The sequence below is a fragment of the Streptomyces sp. ME02-8801-2C genome (genome assembly GCF_033793965.1).
Lineage (GTDB): Bacteria > Actinomycetota > Actinomycetes > Streptomycetales > Streptomycetaceae > Streptomyces.
In genome coordinates this window covers 410246-429132 of record NZ_JARAXP010000005.1, presented here as the reverse complement: position 1 = coordinate 429132, position 18887 = coordinate 410246, and the positions used below count along the sequence as shown (strand labels likewise).

General features: G+C 70.4%; 10 protein-coding genes and 1 pseudogene. 5 read left to right on the top strand and 6 right to left on the bottom strand.

What is annotated here, in order from left to right; genetic code table 11:
- Window positions 1-5 precede the first annotated feature (5 nt).
- Window positions 6-2195: a SpoIIE family protein phosphatase gene (locus PV396_RS19125; protein WP_319206030.1), complete on the bottom strand. Its 2190-nt coding sequence runs from the start codon at window positions 2193-2195 to the stop codon at window positions 6-8.
- Window positions 2196-2387: 192 nt separating this feature from the next.
- Between PV396_RS19125 and aspS the strand changes: the two genes are divergently transcribed.
- A complete protein-coding gene (aspS, locus tag PV396_RS19120) occupies window positions 2388-4151 on the top strand; it encodes an aspartate--tRNA ligase (RefSeq protein ID WP_319206028.1) in 1764 nt (587 codons plus the stop codon).
- 223 nt (window positions 4152-4374) lie between these two features.
- The gene (locus tag PV396_RS19115) at window positions 4375-5721 is read left to right on the top strand and encodes a polysaccharide lyase family 1 protein (protein ID WP_319206026.1); all 1347 of its coding nucleotides are present in this window, start codon (window positions 4375-4377) and stop codon (window positions 5719-5721) included.
- Between the two features lie 591 nt (window positions 5722-6312).
- On the opposite strand, the gene metG is transcribed toward PV396_RS19115, so the two are convergent.
- The gene (gene metG / locus PV396_RS19110; protein ID WP_319206024.1) at window positions 6313-8028 is read right to left on the bottom strand and encodes a methionine--tRNA ligase; all 1716 of its coding nucleotides are present in this window, start codon (window positions 8026-8028) and stop codon (window positions 6313-6315) included.
- Between the two features lie 153 nt (window positions 8029-8181).
- Window positions 8182-9990 (bottom strand): VWA domain-containing protein, encoded by a 1809-nt coding sequence (locus tag PV396_RS19105; RefSeq protein ID WP_319206022.1) that lies wholly within the window; start codon window positions 9988-9990, stop codon window positions 8182-8184.
- Between the two features lie 299 nt (window positions 9991-10289).
- Between PV396_RS19105 and PV396_RS19100 the strand changes: the two genes are divergently transcribed.
- The gene (locus PV396_RS19100) at window positions 10290-12356 is read left to right on the top strand and encodes a PhoX family protein (RefSeq protein ID WP_319206020.1); all 2067 of its coding nucleotides are present in this window, start codon (window positions 10290-10292) and stop codon (window positions 12354-12356) included.
- Window positions 12357-12402: 46 nt separating this feature from the next.
- Here PV396_RS19100 and PV396_RS19095 read toward each other — a convergent pair whose 3' ends face one another.
- Entirely contained in the window at window positions 12403-13344 is a 942-nt protein-coding gene (locus tag PV396_RS19095; protein ID WP_319206018.1) for a LysR family transcriptional regulator, read from the bottom strand.
- A 223-nt stretch (window positions 13345-13567) separates the two neighbouring features.
- On the opposite strand from PV396_RS19095, the gene snpA reads away from it, so the two are divergent.
- Window positions 13568-14242, top strand: a complete 675-nt coding sequence (snpA, locus tag PV396_RS19090) for a snapalysin (RefSeq protein WP_319206016.1) — start codon at window positions 13568-13570, stop codon at window positions 14240-14242.
- A 163-nt stretch (window positions 14243-14405) separates the two neighbouring features.
- Here the strand turns inward: snpA and PV396_RS19085 are convergent, their stop codons facing one another.
- Together PV396_RS19085 and PV396_RS19080 are read right to left on the bottom strand one after the other, a co-directional pair.
- Window positions 14406-16361 (bottom strand): FUSC family protein, encoded by a 1956-nt coding sequence (locus PV396_RS19085; RefSeq protein ID WP_319206014.1) that lies wholly within the window; start codon window positions 16359-16361, stop codon window positions 14406-14408.
- A gap of 24 nt (window positions 16362-16385) precedes the next feature.
- Entirely contained in the window at window positions 16386-17171 is a 786-nt protein-coding gene (locus PV396_RS19080) for an alpha/beta hydrolase (protein WP_319206012.1), read from the bottom strand.
- 123 nt (window positions 17172-17294) lie between these two features.
- Here PV396_RS19080 and PV396_RS19075 point away from each other — a divergent pair.
- Window positions 17295-18569 (top strand): annotated as a pseudogene (locus PV396_RS19075) (PLP-dependent aminotransferase family protein); the annotation flags it as partial.
- Window positions 18570-18887 lie beyond the last annotated feature (318 nt).

Genomic DNA, 18887 nt, shown 5'->3' with positions numbered 1-18887 from the left:
TCGTATCATCCGCTTTTCGCGGTGTCCGGGGGCGCGGTTTCTCCCAGCTCCCCTTCTTCCCGCTCCCTCTCGTACAGCTCGAACCAGATGCTCTTGCCTTCGCCCCTTGGGTCGACTCCCCATGCGTCGGCGAGCATCTCGATCAGCATCAACCCCCGGCCCGACGAGGCCAGTTCGCCCGGGCGGCGTTTGTGCGGGAGGTCGTCGCTGACGTCCGTGACCTCGACGCGGATGCGGCGCGCGCCGGGGTCGCCCGTGACCTCGGCGACGACCAGGGCGTCGGCGTCCGTGTGGACCAGGACGTTGGTGGCCGTCTCGGAGATCAGGAGGACCGCCGAGTCGACCTGGTCGGGGCAGGGCCAGTCGTGGAGCTGTTCGCGGAGTTGCCGGCGGGCCACGGAGACGCGCTCGGGTTCCGCCTGGGCGATCGTCAGCATGGTGCGGCGGACCGTGGGGCGGGCGGCGGGCGGCAGTGTGCCGTCGGTGGCGCGGTCGGCCGGCCGGCTCAGGAGCAGCAGCGCTATGTCGTCCTCGCGGCGGTCGGCCAGCGTGCCCGTGGTGTGGTGGGAGGAGGGGCCGTGCACTGCCTGGACCAGGGCGTCGGCCAGTTCCTCCAGGCCGTCGCCCTTGATGTCTCCCTTGTGTTCCTCCAGGGTCGCGCGGATGCGCTGCCAGCCCGTTTCCAGGTCGTGGCCGCCCGTCTCGATCAGGCCGTCGGTGCACAGGAGCATGGTCTCGTCCGGTTCGAGGGCGAGGAGGGTGGTGGGGTAGTCGGCGTCCGGGTCGATGCCCAGGGGCAGGCCGCCCGCGGTCGGGCGGGTCAGTACGGTGCCGTCCGCCATCCGGATCGCCGGGTCGGGATGGCCGGCGCGGGCTATCTCCAGGACCCCGGTCGCCGGGTCGACCTCGACGTACAGGCAGGTCGCGAAGCGCAGGTCGCCGCCGCCCGTGTGGTCCGCCGAATGGGTGATGCCGTGCAGGAAGCGGGAGGCGCGGGAGAGGACGGCGTCGGGGCGGTGGCCCTCGGAGGCGTAGGCGCGCAGCGCTATGCGGAGCTGGCCCATCAGGCCGGCGGCGCGGACGTCGTGGCCCTGGACGTCGCCGATGACCAGGGCGAAGCGTCGGCCACCGGGCAGCGGGATCATGTCGTACCAGTCGCCGCCGACCTGGAGGCCGCCGCCGGTCGGTATGTAGCGGGCGGCGACCTCCATGCCGGGTATCTCGGGGCCGAGGGTGGGCAGCATGGAGCGTTGCAGTCCGTCGGTCAGTTCGCGTTCGGACTCGGCCACGCCGGCCCGGGAGAGGGCCTGGGCGAGCATGCGGGCGACCGTCGTCAGGACGGAGCGTTCGTCGGGGGTGAAGGTGACGGGGTAGGCGAAGCCCGCCATCCAGGCGCCCATGGTGCGGCCCGCGACGGTCAGCGGCAGGAACGCCCAGGACTGGCGGTCGAACACCTGGGCGAGCGGCCAGGCGGTGGGGTAGCGGTCGCGGTAGGCATCGGGCGAGGAGAGGTAGACGGCCCGGCCGGTGCGGACCACCTCGGCGGCCGGGTAGTCGGTCTCCAGGGGCATGTGGGAGAAGGGCCGCTCGTCGCCGGGGCGCTGGCCGTGGTGGCCGATGACGGTGAGACGGTCGCCCTGGACGCCGAAGACGGCGAGGCCGTCCGGTGAGAAGCCCGGCATCGACAGACCGGCCGCGACCCGCAGCACCTCCTCCGTGGACCGTGCCTCGGCCAGTGCCCGGCCCGCGTCCAGCAGGAACGCCTCGCGGGAGCGGCGCCAGTCACCGGTGACGGGGGTGCGCGCGGCGGTGCCCGGCGGGGGCTCGGTGACCTCCTGCAGGGTGCCTGTCACGTCGTACGCCTTGCGGTCGAGGTCGAAGGTGGGCTTCGCGCGGCTGCGGGCGGTACGGATCACCCGGCCCTGTTCGTCCATGACCCGGACCCGGACCTCGGCGATGCTGTCCTCGGCGACGGCGAGCTGGATGACGCCGACGATCTCGTTCCAGTCGACCGGGTGGAGCCGGGCCCGGGCGGCGGCCTCCGTGAGGGTGGCCGGCTCGGCGGGCAGGCCGAGCAGGCGGGCCGCCTCGGCGTCGAGCGTGACCAGTTTCGTTGCTGTGTCCCAATGCCACAGGCCGGTTGCGAGGGCGACCAGAACGTCCCCCACGGCGGGCAGGGGCTCACCAGTGCGCATTGACCTACTTTATGGAGAGGTGATCGCAGCGTGCCACCCAAGCTGTACGGGGCATGCTGTGAAGGGAGCTCCACGGGCTACGCGTGCGAACAATTGCGGGGAAGCGGTCTCGGGGCGGCCGGTACTCTGGGTCTGTGTTTCACGTGAAACACAGACCCCGATCCCCGATCCGCGAAGGCTGGATGAACGACGATGCATCGGTACAGGTCCCACACCTGCGGCGAGCTCCGCGCCTCTGACGTCGGCAGCGACGTCCGGCTGAGCGGCTGGCTGCACAATCGGCGCGACCTGGGCGGCATCCTCTTCATCGACCTGCGTGATCACTACGGCATCACGCAGCTCGTCGCCCGTCCCGGGACGCCCGCCTACGAGGCCCTCGACAAGGTCTCCAAAGAGTCGACGGTCCGTGTCGACGGCAAGGTCGTCTCGCGTGGCGCGGAGAACATCAACTCCGAGCTGCCCACCGGTGAGGTCGAGGTCGAGGTCGGCGAGGTGGAGCTGCTCGGCGCCGCCCAGCCGCTGCCCTTCACGATCAACACCGAGGACGGGGTCAACGAGGAGCGGCGCCTGGAGTACCGCTTCCTCGACCTGCGGCGCGAGCGCATGCACCGCAACATCATGCTGCGTACGGCCGTCATCTCGGCGATCCGTCACAAGATGACCGGGCTCGGCTTCAACGAGATGGCCACCCCGATCCTCACGGCCACCTCGCCGGAGGGCGCCCGTGACTTCGTCGTGCCGTCCCGTCTCAACCCGGGCAAGTTCTACGCGCTGCCGCAGGCCCCGCAGCAGTTCAAGCAGCTGCTGATGATCTCCGGCTTCGACCGCTACTTCCAGATCGCGCCCTGTTTCCGTGACGAGGACGCGCGCGCGGACCGTTCGCCGGGCGAGTTCTACCAGCTCGACGTCGAGATGAGCTTCGTCGAGCAGGAGGACGTCTTCCAGCCGATCGAGCGGCTCATGACCGAGCTGTTCACCGAGTTCGGCAAGGGCCGTGAGGTCACCTCGCCCTTCCCGCGCATCCCGTTCCGCGAGTCGATGCTGAAGTACGGCTCCGACAAGCCGGACCTGCGCGCCCAGCTGGAGCTGGTCGACATCACCGACGTCTTCGAGGGCTCGGAGTTCAAGGCCTTCGCCGGCAAGCACGTACGCGCCCTGCCGGTGCCGGACGTGTCGTCGCAGCCCCGGAAGTTCTTCGACCAGCTCGGCGACTTCGCCGTCACACTGGGCGCGAAGGGTCTGGCCTGGGTGCGGGTCACGGAGGACGGTTCGCTGTCCGGGCCGATCGCGAAGTTCCTCACCGAGGACAACGTCGCCGAGCTGACCAAGCGGCTGTCGCTGTCGGCCGGCCACGCCGTGTTCTTCGGCGCGGGTGAGTTCGACGAGGTCTCGAAGATCATGGGCGCGGTGCGGGTCGAGGCCGCCAAGCGCGCCGGGCACTTCGAGGAGAACGTCTTCCGGTTCTGTTGGATCGTCGACTTCCCGATGTTCGAGAAGGACGAGGACACCGGCAAGATCGACTTCTCGCACAACCCGTTCTCGATGCCCCAGGGCGGCATGGAGGCCCTGGAGACCCAGGACCCGCTGGACATCCTGGCCTGGCAGTACGACATCGTCTGCAACGGCATCGAGCTGTCCTCCGGCGCGATCCGTAACCACGAGCCCGACATCATGCTGAAGGCGTTCGGGATCGCGGGCTACGAGGAGGAGACGGTCGAGCGCGAGTTCGCCGGTATGCTCCGCGCGCTCCGCTTCGGCGCCCCTCCCCACGGTGGCATCGCCCCCGGCGTCGACCGCATCGTCATGCTGCTCGCCGACGAGCCGAACATCCGCGAGACGATCGCCTTCCCGCTCAACGGCAACGCCCAGGACCTGATGATGGGCGCGCCGACGGAGCTGGAGGAGACGCGGCTTCGTGAGCTGCACATCTCGGTGCGGAAGCCGCAGCCGAAGTAAGGCAGTACATAAGTATCTGGCGTAGGGATGGCTCGGAATCGGTGGTGATTCCGGGCCATTCCCCTGTCTGTGCCGGATTCCGGACGCTTCGCGCGACGGAAAAATATTTCTGTTGGTACTCGGCAACTTTCCTGTGCCCAGCGACAACTGATGAGCCGTAAGCCCCGTCCCCACCGGAGCTTCACGAACCACACGTGATCCACAACCACGTAAGGACTCATCCGTGGCATCCCGCTCTCACCGCCGGTCCCTTCGCAAGCGGCGCACAGTTCTCGTCTCCACCGCGGCCGTGGCCGCCGCCGGGCTCGGCGCCGCCGTACTGGCCATGAACGCGAACGCGAACCCCGTCGTCGACCTGGCCCACCAGGTGCTGCCTGCCAAGGACGGCTGGGCGGCCTCCGGTACCGGTACGACCGGTGGCGCGAAGGCCGACTCCGCGCACGTCTTCACCGTCAGCACCCGTGCCCAGCTGGTGAAGGCGCTGGGCAGCGCCACCAACTCCACGGCGAAGATCATCAAGATCAAGGGCACCATCGACGCCAACACGGACGACACCGGCAAGAAGCTGACCTGCGCCGACTACGCCGCCGGTACGGGATACTCGCTGGCCGCCTACCTCAAGGCGTACGACCCGGCCACCTACGGCAAGAAGGCGCCCGCCGGCACGCAGGAGAAGGCCCGGGACGCCGCGAAGCAGAAGCAGTCGAAGAACATCGTCTTCAGGGTGCCGGCGAACACCACCATCGTGGGCGTGCCCGGCACCAAGGCCGGGATCACCGGCGGCAGCCTCCAGGTGAAGGACGTCGACAACGTCATCATCCGCAACCTGGCCTTCTCCGCCACCGAGGACTGCTTCCCGCAGTGGGACCCGAAGGACGGTTCCACCGGCAACTGGAACTCCGCGTACGACTCCGTCACCCTGCGCGGGGCGACCCATGTGTGGGCCGACCACAACACGTTCAGCGACTCGCCGTTCTTCGACAAGGCCGAGAAGACGTACTTCGGCCGCGAGTACCAGATCCACGACGGCGCCCTCGACATCACCAACGGCTCCGACCTGGTGACCGTGGAGCGCAACCAGTTCACCAACCACGACAAGACGATGCTGATCGGCAGCAGCGACACCGACAGCGTCGGCAAGCTGCGCGTCTCCATCCACCACAACGTGTGGAAGGGCATCACCCAGCGGGCCCCGCTGGCCCGTATCGGCCAGATCCACATCTACAACAACGTCTACGAGACGGCGCCCCTCAACGGGTACGAGGCCAAGTACAGCATCGACTCCCGCGCGAAGGCCCAGGTCGTCGCGGAGAACAACTCCTGGATCGTGCCGGCCGGCGCGAAGGTCGCGAAGCTGCTGAGCGGTGACGGTACGGGTTCGGTCGCCGGCGGCGGCAACCTCGTCAACGGCAAGGTGACCGACCTCGTCGCCACGTACAACGCCGCGAACTCGAAGAAGCTGAAGACGACGGTCAACTGGAAGCCGACCCTCACGGCCGGCCTGGAGACCTCGGCGAAGAACCTGGTGACGGAGCTGACGGCCACGGTGGGCACGGGAGTCCTGTCCTAGAGCAGGGAGGCGCCCGGGGTGCGTTCACCCCGGGCGCCTCGGCGTTTCGCGTTCACATGATCTTCGGCCTCGGACACCGGAAGTTCGCAGGTGGGGCACAGGGTTCTCGTCGGGGGCGCACAGTGACGGGGCGTCTCATGGCCTCATGGGCACTGTCGCGCTCGCTCTCGCCGGAGGACCGGAGGACGTCATGGGAATCGCCGTTCCGCTCATGCTGCTGTTGATCGTCGGAGCGGTGGGTTCCGTCTCGTTCGCCCTGCTGCGCAGGCGGGCGGGGGTGTCCACGGTTCCGTCCGGTCTGTCCGGGCTGGACGCCGAGGTCGAGGCCAATCGGTGGGTGGTGCGGCTCGGGGGGAGTCTGGCCGGTCTTCGGCCGGGGGGCGACGAAGCCGCCGCGCGGGCGCTGGCGCTGGCCGCCGGGCGGCATCGCACCGCCCGGGGCCAACTGGCCGACGCCCGCACCCCCGCCGAGTACGCGCTCGTGAGGCAGACCGCTGCGGAGGGGCTGCAGTACGTCAGTGCCGCCCGCAGTGCGCTCGGGCTCGAGTGCGTTCCCGAGCCCGGTGCCGATGCCGTGGACGGCAGAAGTGGCTACTCGGACGCGCCGCCGAAGCGCTCCTTGTACGCCTCCAGGTCGTCGTCCGTCAGCTTCGCGAACAGGACCGGCGGGACCGTGAACGGGGTGCCCGCGGGGACGGCGGTCAGGGACTTCGCCTCGTCGGCCGTGACCCATGTCGTCGTGTCGGCGGGCAGTGCGAACGCCGCGCGCATCGTGGCCGCCGTCGTCGGGATGAAGGGTTCCGAGACCACCGAGTAGAGGTGGATGAGGTTCATCGCCGTACGGAGGGTCAGGGCCGCGCCGTCCTGGTCGGTCTTGATTTCCAGCCAGGGCGCCTTCTCCTCCAGGTAGGAGTTGCCCGCCGACCAGAGTGCGCGCAGCGCCGCCGCCGCCTTGCGGAACTGGAGCGCCTCCATCTGGCTCTCGTACTCCGCGAGGAGCTCGGCGATCTGCCCGCCCAGCTTCGCCTCCGCCTCGCCGGCCGCCGCGCCCGCCGGGACCTCGTCGCCGAAGCGCTTCTTCGAGAAGGAGAGGACGCGGTTGACGAAGTTGCCCAGGGTGTCCGCCAGGTCCTTGTTCACCGTGGCGGTGAAGTGCTCCCAGGTGAAGGAGGAGTCGTCGGACTCGGGGGCGTTGGCGATCATGAAGTAACGCCAGTAGTCGGCGGGCAGGATCTCCAGCGCGTCGTGCGTGAAGACACCGCGCTTCTGGGAGGTGGAGAACTTGCCGCCGTAGTAGTTCAGCCAGTTGAAGGCCTTGATGACGTCGACCTTCTTCCACGGGGCGCGGGTGCCCAGCAGGGTCGCCGGGAACATCACGCTGTGGAAGGGGACGTTGTCCTTGCCCATGAACTGCGTGTAGTGGACGTCCGCGTCCGACTCCCACCACCAGGAGCGCCAGTCGCGGTTCTCCGGGTCCTGGTCCGCCCACTCCTTCGTCGAGCCGATGTACTCGATCGGGGCGTCGAACCAGACGTAGAAGACCTTGCCCTCGGCGGCCAGCTCCGGCCAGGTGTCGGCCGGGACCGGGACGCCCCAGTCGAGGTCACGGGTGATCGCGCGGTCGTGCAGGCCCTCGGTGAGCCACTTGCGGGCGATGGAGGAGGCGAGGACCGGCCAGTTGTCGGCGCGCTCGTCGACCCAGGACTCGACCTCGCCGGCCAGCGCGGACTGGAGGAGGAAGAGATGCTTGGTCTCGCGGACCTCCAGGTCGCTGCTCCCGCTGATCGCCGAACGCGGCTCGATCAGGTCGGTCGGGTCCAGCACGCGGGTGCAGTTCTCGCACTGGTCGCCGCGGGCCTTGTCGTAGCCGCAGTGGGGGCAGGTGCCGATGATGTAGCGGTCGGGGAGGAAGCGGCCGTCGGCGTTCGAGTACACCTGGCGGATGGCCCGCTCCTCGATGAACCCGTTCGACTTGAGCTCGCGCGCGATCTCCTGCGTGATCTCGTGGTTCTGCGGGGAGGAACTCCGCCCGAAGTAGTCGAAGGCCAGCGCGAAGCCGTCGTAGACCGCCTTCTGCGCGTCGTGCGCCTGTGCGCAGAACTCCGCTACGGGGATGCCCTGCTCCTTCGCGGCCAGCTCGGCCGGGGTGCCGTGTTCGTCCGTCGCACAGATGTAGAGGACGTCGTGGCCGCGCTGGCGGAGATAGCGGGAGTAGACGTCCGCCGGGAGCATGGACCCCACCATGTTGCCCAGGTGCTTGATCCCGTTGATGTACGGAAGGGCGCTGGTGATGAGGTGTCGAGCCATTGCGGGCTGCTCCCAAGTCGCTACATGGAGTGACGGTGGTGGTGTGTCTGGACCGTCTACGAACCTTGAAATCGTAGCCGACCGGTATGGGGCGCCCGCCTCCCGTTTTTGCTGGGGGAGGCGGGCGTTGGTTCCCTTTTGTTATGGGCGGTGTTACGGGCGCCAGTTCGCCAGTACGCCCTCGTACAGCTCCGTGTCCGTCAGCTCTCGGGGGGTCGGGCCCGCGTGGAAGAAGGACGTGTTGTCCGTCTTCAGCTTGCGGAGGTAGTCGAAGGCCTTGTTCTCCGGGTCGCCGAACGCGACGAACGAGAAGAAGATGTCCGGGTGCTTCGCTGCGGCGTCCGTGAGGGACTGGGTCGCGGGGGTTTTCGCGTCCGGGGCGCCGTCCGTCTGGAAGACGACGAGGGCGGGGAGCTTGGTGCCGGACTTCTCGTAGTGCGTGACGATCTCCTCCACGGCCGCGTGGTAGCTCGTACGGCCCATGCGGCCGAGGGAGGCGTGGAGTTCGTCGATCTTGTTCTCGTGGTCGGTGAGGGTGAGCTCGCCGGTGCCGTCCAGTTCCGTGGAGAAGAAGACGACGTGGACGGTCGCCTCCGGGTCGAGGTGGGCGGCGAGGGCGAGGGTCTGCTCGCCGAGGGCCTGGGCTGAGCCGTCCTTGTAGTACGGGCGCATGGACGCGGAGCGGTCCAGGACGAGGTAGACCTTGGCGGGGGTGTTGGTGAGGTTGAGGGTGGTGAGGGTGGTGGTGGCGGAGTTGTACGCGGTGAGGAGGGTGGGGGGTACGGCCTCGGCTCCGCCTTCGGCCGGGCTTGTTTTCCCACCCGCACCACCCGTGACGCCTTCGTCCTCCGGTGCGGGTGGCCCCTGTGGGGCTTCCTGTGCGTCGGCGGCTGCCGGTTCCGGGGCCGGGGCTTCGGCTTCGCCCTCAGCCTGAGTCTCGGGCGCGGACTCCGACTCCGGCTCGGGGGTCGCCTCGGCCGCCGCCTCGGGTTCCGCGGTCGGCTCCTCGGTGACGGGCTCGGGCTCCGGGGAGACCTCGGCCGCAGGCTCGGGTTCCGGGGTCGCCTGGGCGACCGGCTCCGCTTCCGGCTCGGGCTCCGGGGCCTGCTCGGCGACCGGTTCGGCTTCCGGCGCTGTCTCGGCAACCGGCTCCGGTTCCGGTGCCGCCTCAGGCTGCGGTTCGGCCTCCGGTGTGGTCTCGGCCACGGGTTCTGCTTCTGCCTCGGCTTCAGCCGCGGGCTCGGGCTTGGCTTCCGCCTCGGGTGTCGGTTCGGGCTGGGCCTCGGTCTCGACCTCTGCCTCGGCCGCCGCCTCCGGCTTGGCTTCCGCCTCGACCTCGGCTGTCGGCTCGGGCTTGGCTTCCGCCTCGACCTTGGCCGCCGCCTCGACCTTGGCCTCCGCCTCGGCCGCCGGCTCCGGCTGGGCCTCGGTCTCGACCTCTGCCGTGGTCACCGGCTCCGGCGTGGTCTCCTCCTGGGCCTCGACCTCGACCTCGGCTACCGGCTCGGCAACCGGCGTCTCCGTCTGTGCCACCGGCTCCGCCGATTCGGCCGCAGGCCTCTCCGGCTCGGCAACCGGCGTCTCCGCCTCTGTCACCGGCTCCGCCGCAGCGCCTACCGGCGCAGCCGGAGTGTCTGCCGGCTTCGCCGGAGCGCTTACCGGCGGCGCCTCTGCCGCCGGCTCCGCCGGAGGTGTCGGTTCGTCGATCGGCCTTGACGGCTTGGGGACCGTCACGTTGTCGAAGGCTGCTGAGACCAGGTCGTCTACGACCGAGGGGGTCTCCTTGGGTGCTGCTGCGGGGGGCTGGGTCAGGGTCGGTTCCGGAGACGGTGCCGGGATCTTCGGCTCGGTGGCCTCCGGCTGAGGAGTCGACTCCGCCTCCCGCGTTTCGGGCGCCGCCTCGGCGTCACGCCCCTTGCGTGACTTGCCGAACGCGTTCCGCAGGAGAGTGAGAATGCCCATGTGCGCAACCCTTCACGTGAGTTGTAGCCGTCAATCCCTGGCCAGGACGGACACGTAAGGTTAGCGGGCCGTACTGGCGATCTTGGGCAGGGTCTTTCACGTAACCCGACGGTCGTCAAGGGTGCCACTCCGCCAACCTCGCACCCCACCCCTCGTGCATCCTTCTCGCACCCACAACCCCCTTACCGCTCCCACGGGTTCACTCGTCGTTCACCCGGCGGCCCCACCCTCGCACCCCCACCCCCCTAGCGTCGCGCTGACACCAAAGGCACGTATAGGGACGTCCAGGGGAGAGTAAAGTGCGCAAGCTGCTGCCGTTGATCGGATCGTCGTCCGGATCGCATCCGGGCGGGCGGTCCGCGATGACCTGCCGTTTCCGGTGTGGTAACGCCTGCTTTCACGAGGTTCCCAACACCAGCGCCAACGAATACGTCGGCGATGTGATCGCCGGCGCCCTCAGCCGCCGTTCCGTGATGCGTGCCGCCGCCGTCGTCACCGTGGCCACCGCGACCGGTACCGTCGCGAACGTCGTCGGTGCGGAGAGTGCCGAAGCGGCCACTCGGCACCACCCGCGCCACCCGCACCACTCCTCCGTGCCGCGTGGGCTGCGGTTCAGTCCTGTCGCGCCCAACACCGCCGACGCCGTGACCGTCCCCGGCGGGTATGGCCAGAACGTCGTCATCCGCTGGGGCGAGCCCATTCTGCGGGGCGCCCCCGCCTTCGACCCCGAGAAGCAGACGGCCGCCGCGCAGGCCGGCCAGTTCGGGTACAACAACGACTTCCTCGCCCTGCTCCCCCTGCACGGGAACCAGCAGCTCCTGGTCGCCAACCACGAGTACACCGACGAGATCCTGATGTTCCGCGGCTACGACGCCGCCAACCCCACCCGCGAGCAGGTCGAGATCGCCTGGGCCGCGCACGGGCTGTCCGCCGTCGTGGTGGAGGGGGACCGGAGGACCGGGAAGCTCACGCCTGTCCTCCGCCATCCGCTGAACCGGCGGGTCACCGCCACCACCGAGTTCCGGGTCACGGGGCCGGCGGCCGGGTCGGATCTTCTCAAGACCTCCACCGACCCGACCGGGCGGAAGGTTCTCGGCACGCTCAACAACTGCTCCGGGGGCACCACGCCGTGGGGGACGACCCTGCACGGCGAGGAGAACTTCAACCAGTACTTCGCCAATGCCTCCCGTGACACCGACAAGCGGTACGGCATCGGCACCGGCGCCACCGAGCGCAAGTGGGAGCGGTTCGACAAGCGGTTCGATGTCGCGCAGGAGCCCAACGAGGTCCACCGGTTCGGGTATGTCGTCGAGTTCGATCCGTACGATCCCTCCTCCACGCCCCGCAAGCACACCGCCCTCGGCCGCTTCAAGCACGAGGCCGCCACCATCCGGCTCACCTCCGACGGGCGTCCCGTCGTCTACACCGGTGACGACGAGCGCTTCGACTACTTCTACAAGTTCGTCGGTAGTAAGCGGATGCGGGACGGGGACTCGCGGGCCGTTCGGGAGCACAATCTGTCGCTTCTCGACGAAGGCACGCTCTACGTCGCCAAGCTGACCGGTGACTCCCCCGCCATCGAGATCGACGGGAGCGGGAAGCTGCCCGCCGACGGTGAGTTCGACGGCAGCGGTACGTGGATCCCGCTGGCGACCGCCACCGCCAAGGGCGCCGTCTCGCACGTGGACGGCATGACCGCCGAGGAGGTGTTCGTCTTCACGCGGCTCGCCGGTGACAAGGTCGGCGCCACCAAGATGGACCGGCCCGAGGACATCGAGCCCAACCCGGTCACCGGCAAGGTCTATGTCGCCCTCACCAACAACACCAACCGGGGCAAGGCCGGCCTCGCCGCCGCCGACGAGGCCAACCCGCGCAACGCCAACAAGCACGGGCAGGTGCTGGAGCTGACCGAGCGGTGGAACCGGGCCGAGAGCACCTCGTTCGCCTGGTCGCTCTTCCTCGTGGCCGGTGACCCGAACGACCCCGCCACCTACTTCGCGGGGTTCCCGAAGGAGCACGTCAGCCCGATCTCCTGCCCGGACAACGTCGCCTTCGACCGCCACGGCAACCTGTGGATCTCCACCGACGGCAACCAGCTCGGCTCGCACGACGGTCTGTTCGGCGTCGCGACCAAGGGCGCCAGGCGCGGTGAGCTCAAGCAGTTCCTGACGGTACCGACCGGCGCCGAGACCTGCGGCCCGGTCATCGGCGAGCGCCAGGTGCTCGTCGCCGTGCAGCACCCGGGCGAGATCGACGGCGCCACGGTGGAGAAGCCCGCCAGCACCTGGCCCGACGGCCCGGGCAGGATCGTCCGCCCGGCGGTCGTCGCGGTGTGGCGTACGGACGGGTGCGACATCGGCGTCTGAGCCGGTCGGCTCGGTCGGTGTCCTACCGTCCTACCGTCCTACCGTCCTACGGGAGGGCCGGCACCGAGGGTTTCTTACCCCTCTGTGCCAGCCACTCCCGGTACGCCGGGGCCTGTAGTGCCACCTCCTCGTACGCTTCCGCCAGTGCCGGGTGCACTCCGTCGAGGTCCGTTTCCGTGCGGGCCGCCAGTAGGAGGCGTACGCCGAGGGGGTCGCCGTGCAGGCGGCGTACCGCCATTTCGGGGCGTGGCTGGCAGGTCGCCTGGCAGACGGTGACGACCTCGCCGGTCGCCACCAGCGCGGCCGTGGTGTGGTAATCGCCGTGCAGGACAGGGGGGTTGAGGCCGGCCGCGCGCAGCACGCGCAGTACGGCGTCGTACTCGCCGTCGACCGTCTCGTCCACCATCCAGCGGTCGTCGGCCAGCTCGGAGAGGTGGACCACCGGTCTCGCGGTGGCGGGATGGTCGGCGGGCAGGGACACGAACTGGGGTTCCCTGTCGACCAGTACGCGCAGGCGCAGGCCCTCGGGGACCCTGAGCGGGCACCCTTCGACCTCGTGGACGAACGCCACGTCCAGCTGCCCGTCGGCGACCATGCGCAGCAGCGCGTTCGCGGAGACGTCCATGCGGAGCGTGGGTTCCTGCTGGCGTCGGCGCAGTCGGCGCAGCCAGCCCGAGAGGGCCCGGCTGGCCGTCGAGCCGATGCGCAGCTGGGGGCCCTCGACCGCGGCTGCCCTCGCCTCCGTGACCAGCGAGCGCATCTCCGCGACCAGGGGACGGGCCCGGCTCAGTACGACCCGGCCGAGCGGGGTCGGGCGGCAGCCCGCCTGGGTGCGGGTGAACAGCTCGCCGCCCAGTTCCAGTTCGATCCGGCGCAACTGGGTGCTCAACGAGGGCTGGGCCACGCCCAGTTGGCGGGCCGCCCGATGCAGGCTGCCGGTGTCGGCTATGGCGCAGAGCGCCCGTAGGTGCCTCACCTCTAGCTCCATACGGCCGGCTCCGCGTCGCGAATCATGCGCATGCACATGTCCATGCCATCGCACCCTAGGCGGGAACCCCGCCTTCCGACAGACGCACACAGGTGTGCAAATCCGGACGTTCCCCCTGGTGATAGGGCCGGGCTATCAGGACTTGCCATCATCACAGCCGCCGCACGGACGCCGACACTCACCGTACGACCGACTGACTCATCCCCCACCCAAGGAGTCATCGATGAGAAAGCCCATCTCCGGTGTCGTGGCTGCGGCGTTAGGCCTCAGCCTGGCAACTCTCGCCCTGGGTACGGCAGTTCCCGCGTCCGCCGCACCCGCACCCACGCCCGCACCCACGTCCGCGCCCGCCGCGAAGGTCACGAAGGCCGCGTACGCCGGGTCGGCCGAGGAGGCCGCCGCCAACAAGGCGTTCTTCGAGGCCGTACTGAAGTCCGTCGCCGAGAAGCGCGCCGCGAACCCGCGCTCGGCCGCCGCGGTCACCGTCATCTACAACGCGTCCCGCGCACCCTCGTTCAGCGCCGAGATAGCCCGCTCCACCTCGATCTGGAACAGCTCGGTGACGAACGTGAAGCTCCAGGCGGGCACCGCGGCCGCCGCCGACTTCACCTACCGCGAGGGCAACAGCTCGCAGGGCTCGTACGCCTCCACGGACGGTCACGGCAGCGGGTACATCTTCATCGACTTCGCGCAGAGCCGGCAGTACAACCCGACCCGTATCACCGCCCACGAGACCGGCCATGTGCTCGGGCTGCCCGACCACTACTCCGGCCCGTGCAGCGAGCTGATGTCGGGCGGCGGTCCCGGCACGTCCTGCACCAACGCCAACCCGAACGCGGCCGAGCGCTCCCGCGTCAACCAGCTGTGGGCCAACGGTCTCGCGGCGGCCATGCGTTAGTCAGGCCCAGTAACTCCAGTAACTCCAGTAACTCCAGTCCAGTGATTCCAGTAACTCCAGTAACTCCAGTAACTCCATTGACCCCAGTAGCCCCACCCCCCACAGGCGCGGGTCGTCCCTCTGCACAGGGACGGCCCGCGCGTTCCTTCGCCGCCGGGGGCGGTCACTTGGGCGAGGTGATCGCCCTCGCCGCCGCGACCTCCTGCCGGAGCGGCTCCAGGACGCTGTCCGCCGGTCCGCTGAGGTCCGTACGGACCGCGTACAGCGTCTCGACCCGGCGCAGGCCGTCCGACAACTCCCGCAGCTGGGCGGCGATATGAGTGATCTCGGCCTCGGACGGCGGCTCGGCGCCGTGCTTGACGTGGACCCGGGCCGCGGTCGTCGCGTCGACGATGCGTTCCACCGCGACGACCAGGGGCCACCAGGCCGCCGCCCGTCGTCCGGTGGGCGGCGGTTCGGTCAGGGCGCGCTGGAACTCCGTACGGACGACGGACAGATCGCGGTACAGGCGTCGTCGCATACGCGCCCGGGCCGCGCCCTCGGTGTCCGGGCGGAACGCCGATTCCACATAACGGGCGGTGTCCGACACGGCGTTGGCGAGCCGGTCGCCGACGCGGGTGTGCCAGCTCTCCGGCCACAGGAGGTACCCGGCGACAAGGGCGATCGCGCACCCCATGAGGGAGTCGAGGAGCCGGGGCAGCAGCAGTGCCGTGCCCTGGTGGTTGAGGACGTCGGAGAGAAGGAGGATCACCGGCGTGATGGCGGCCGTCTGGTAGCCGTACCCGCGCGGGGTGAGCGCCGGGATCAGCGTGGCGAGCAGCAGGATCACGGGTACGTCCCACCAGCCGCGCGGCACCTGGACGAGCACCCCCGCCGCGACGACCAGCCCCGCGACCGTGCCGAGGGCGCGCAGCAGGGCCCGGGAGAAGACGGAACCGAAGTCGGGCTTCAGGACGAAGGTGATGGTCAGCGCGACCCAGTACGACCGTGGCACCGGGACGGTCGAGACCAGGACCTGCGCGAGGCCGATGCACAGGGCGAGGCGCAGGCCGTAGCGCCAGGAGCCGCCGGACAGGACGACGTCGCGGGCGGCGCCGGCGGCGCGTACGCGCAGGGCGGCCGGCTTGCCGAGCCGGTCGTCCGTGGAGCCGGCGACACCGGTGGTGCGCAGGTCGGGGGAGCGGCTGCCGACCACCTCGGCGGTGTGGCGCAGCGACTGTTCGACGGCCCGGGAGGTGTGGTCGGCCGGGGCGGGGATGTTCAGCCCGATGGGACCGCTGTAGCCCGTCTCGACGGCGTCGGCGAGGTGCAGGACCGCCTCCGGGACCTCGGGCGGCAGTGGGCGTCCGGCCTGGTGGGCGGCGGGCGCGGCCTCGACGACCGGGGTGATGGCGTTCAACTGGGCGAGCAGACGCACGAGTTCGGGGCTGCGGCCGTGATGGCGGGCGCGTCGGGCGAGGACGAGGTCGTAGGACTGGTTGAGGGACTGGGTGACGGCGTACCGGGCATCCTCGTAGCCGTCGGTGGCGCAGGCGGCGAGCAGTTCGGCGACCCTGCGGTAGGTCCGCCCGACCGCCGCCCGCTCCGGCACCCCCGACCGCAGTGGCCAGGCGAGCAGGGCCAGCGCGAGGACGAGCAGCCCGCCCCCGGACATCAGCGCCGGCGCCAGCCACCAGGCTCCCGGCAGCGGCAGCCCCGCGCCGATCACCGAGTTGAGGAGCAGCAGCAGCCCGGACACGGAGGCCACCGCGCCGATCGTCGAGATCATCCCGGAGACGAGGGCCACACAGGTGATGGCGGCGACGGCGGTCCAGCCCTGCCCGTACACCAGCGAGCCGAGGGTGACGCCGAGCGCGCCGAAGAGCTGGGGGATCGCGATGTTGAGGATGCGCATCCGGTACGCGTCGGCGGTGTCCCCGATGACACCCGAGAGGGCGCCCATGGAGGCGAGGGCGCCGTAGGAGGCGTGGCCGGTGGCGAGGCCGACGGCCAGGGGCAGCGACATGGCGACGGCGGCGCGGGCCACGGCCGGCCGGTTGACGGGCGGGGCCGGCTGGGGCCGAAGGTTCCGCACCAGCCAGTCGGGAGGTGTGAGGCCGATGGGGAACTCGCGGGACATGGCCCCATTATCGCCATGCCCTCTTCAGGAGGCCGGGTCGATCCGCGTCTCCAGGAAGTCGGCGAGGGCCTTGTTGAACTCCGCCGGGCGTTCCAGGTTGGGCATGTGCGCCGCGCCCTCGATCACCTGGAGCGTGGAGTCGGGGAGGGCCGCGTGCATGGCCTCGGCGTCGGAGACCGGCGTGAACTCGTCGTCGGCGCCCACGACGACCAGGGCCGGGACGGTGAGGCGGGTCAGTAGGGGGCGGTAGTCGGGGCGCTGGGCACGGCCCCGGAGTGCCGCCGCCGCGCCCCGGGGGTTCGTGGCCGTCATCATGCGGTGGACATGGTCCTTGACGTTCGCGTCGGCGAACGGGGCCACCATCTTCTCCAGCACCTCGTCGGCGTACCCGCGCATGCCCTCGGCGAGCAGCCGGTCCGCCATCGCGTTGCGGGCGAGGTGGCCCTCGGGTGTCTCGGGGGAGGGGAAGGTGTCGGCGAGGACGACGCCCCGGACGCGCTCGGGGAAGCGTTCGCAGCACTCCATGACGATCTGGCCGCCCATCGACAGCCCGACGAGCACGCACGACTCGATCTCCGCCTCGTCGAGCAGCTCCTCGATGTCCTGGGCGAATTGGGAGAGCGGGGTGGCGGTGTCGAGGTCCGCGGGGAGGACGGCCGGGGAGGGGCCGTAGCCGCGCAGGTCCGGGGCGATGACCCGGCGGGTGGCCGAGAACGCCTCGATCTGGGGGTTCCACATCGTGTGGTCGAAGGGGTGGCCGTGCACAAGAACAAGGGGGACAGAAGGGGTATTACGTGTTCGAGGGGGCATGTGAACGACCCTAGATCGATTCAACTCCTCGGTGCAATAAGATCTTTGCACTCGGTGCAATGTCCGAGAACGGGGTACGGGTACGGGTACGGGTACGGGTACGGGTACGGGTACGGGGGATATATGGACGACGACTATCGGCGCCTCGCCGACCGCATAGCCGACGACATCGCCACCGGGCGGCTCCGCCCCGGCGAACGTCTGCCTCCGCAGCGGGCGTTCGCCCGGCGGCGCGGGATCGCCGGGTCGACGGCCGGGCGGGTGTACGGCGAACTCGTGCGGCGAGGACTGGTCGTCGGCGAGGTCGGACGCGGCACGTTCGTCCGGGCCGCGCCCTCCGAGCCGGGCGGGCGCGCGCTCGCCGAACCGACGGTGAGCGGTGAGGCCGCGACGGTCAATCTGGAGCTCAACTACCCTTCGATGCCGGGCCAGTCGGAGCTGCTCGCCCCCGCGCTCGCGCCCCTGCTGCGGCCCGATGTGCTCACCGAGGCGCTGCGTCCGGCGCCCGCCACGGGTACCGCCGAGGCCAGGTCGGTGGTCGCCGGGCTGCTCGCCACCCCGGGCTGGCGGCCCGACCCCGACGGCGTCCTCTTCACGGGCAACGCCCGGCAGGCGATCGCCGCCGCCCTCGCCTCCCTGGCCCGGCCGGGTGGCCGGGTCGGCGTCGAGGCGCTGACGTATCCGCTGGTCAAGGAGATCGCGGGCCGCCTCGGCATCACCCTCGTCCCGCTGGCCATGGACGAGGAGGGCATGCGTCCCGATGCCCTCGCCGCCGCCCACCGCTCCGCTCCCCTGGCCGCGCTGTACGTCCAGCCGACGCTGCACAACCCGACGTCGGTGACGATGGGCCGGGCGAGGAGAGTCGAACTCGCGCGAGTGGTGCGGGAGTTGGGCCTGCCGGTGGTGGAGGACCGGATCTGGTCGTTCCTCGCGGACCCGGAGAGGGCCGGTTCGGATCCGGAGGGGACCGGCTGGGGAGACCCGCTCGCCGCGTACGTTCCCGAACTGGTCCATGTCGTCGACGGGTTGTCGAAGCGGGTCGCGCCCGGACTCACCGTGGGCTTTCTCGTCGTACCGCCGGGCCGGGCGGAGGCCGTGGCGGCGGCGGTGCGGTCGGGTGGGTGGAACGCGGGGCGGTTCGCGCTGGAGGCCGGGGTGCGGTGGGTGAGGGACGGGACCGTGGCACGGCTCGTGGCCGCCAAGCGGGGGGACGCGGCGCGTCGACAGCGGCTGGTGGCGGAGGAGTTGGCGGCGGCCGGGGGAACGGTGCGATCGGACCCGTACGCCTACTACGTCTGGTGGGAGCTGCCCACGTCCTGGCGGGCGGACACCTTCACGGCCGCAGCGGCGGCCCACGGGATCGCCGTCACCCCGGGCAGCGCCTTCGCCGTGAGCCCGGCGGGGTCGTCGGGGTCGCCGGGGTCGCCGGGGTCGTCAGGGTTGCCGGGTCTCTCGGGGCTGCGAGGGTCGTCGGGTCCGTCGGGGTCGATGGGGTCATTGGGGGCGTCGGGTCCATCGGGGACGTCGGGGACGTCGGGGACGTTGGAGGCATCGGGGGCGTTGGGTCCGCTGGGTCTCTCGGGGCTGCGAGGGTCGTGGGGTTCCTCGGGTGCGTCGGGTTCCTCGGATCCGTCGGGGTCGTTGGGGGCGCCCGGTCTGTCTGGGTCGTCCGGGGCCTCGGGGCTGCGAGGGTCGTCGGGTGCCTCGGGTGCCTCG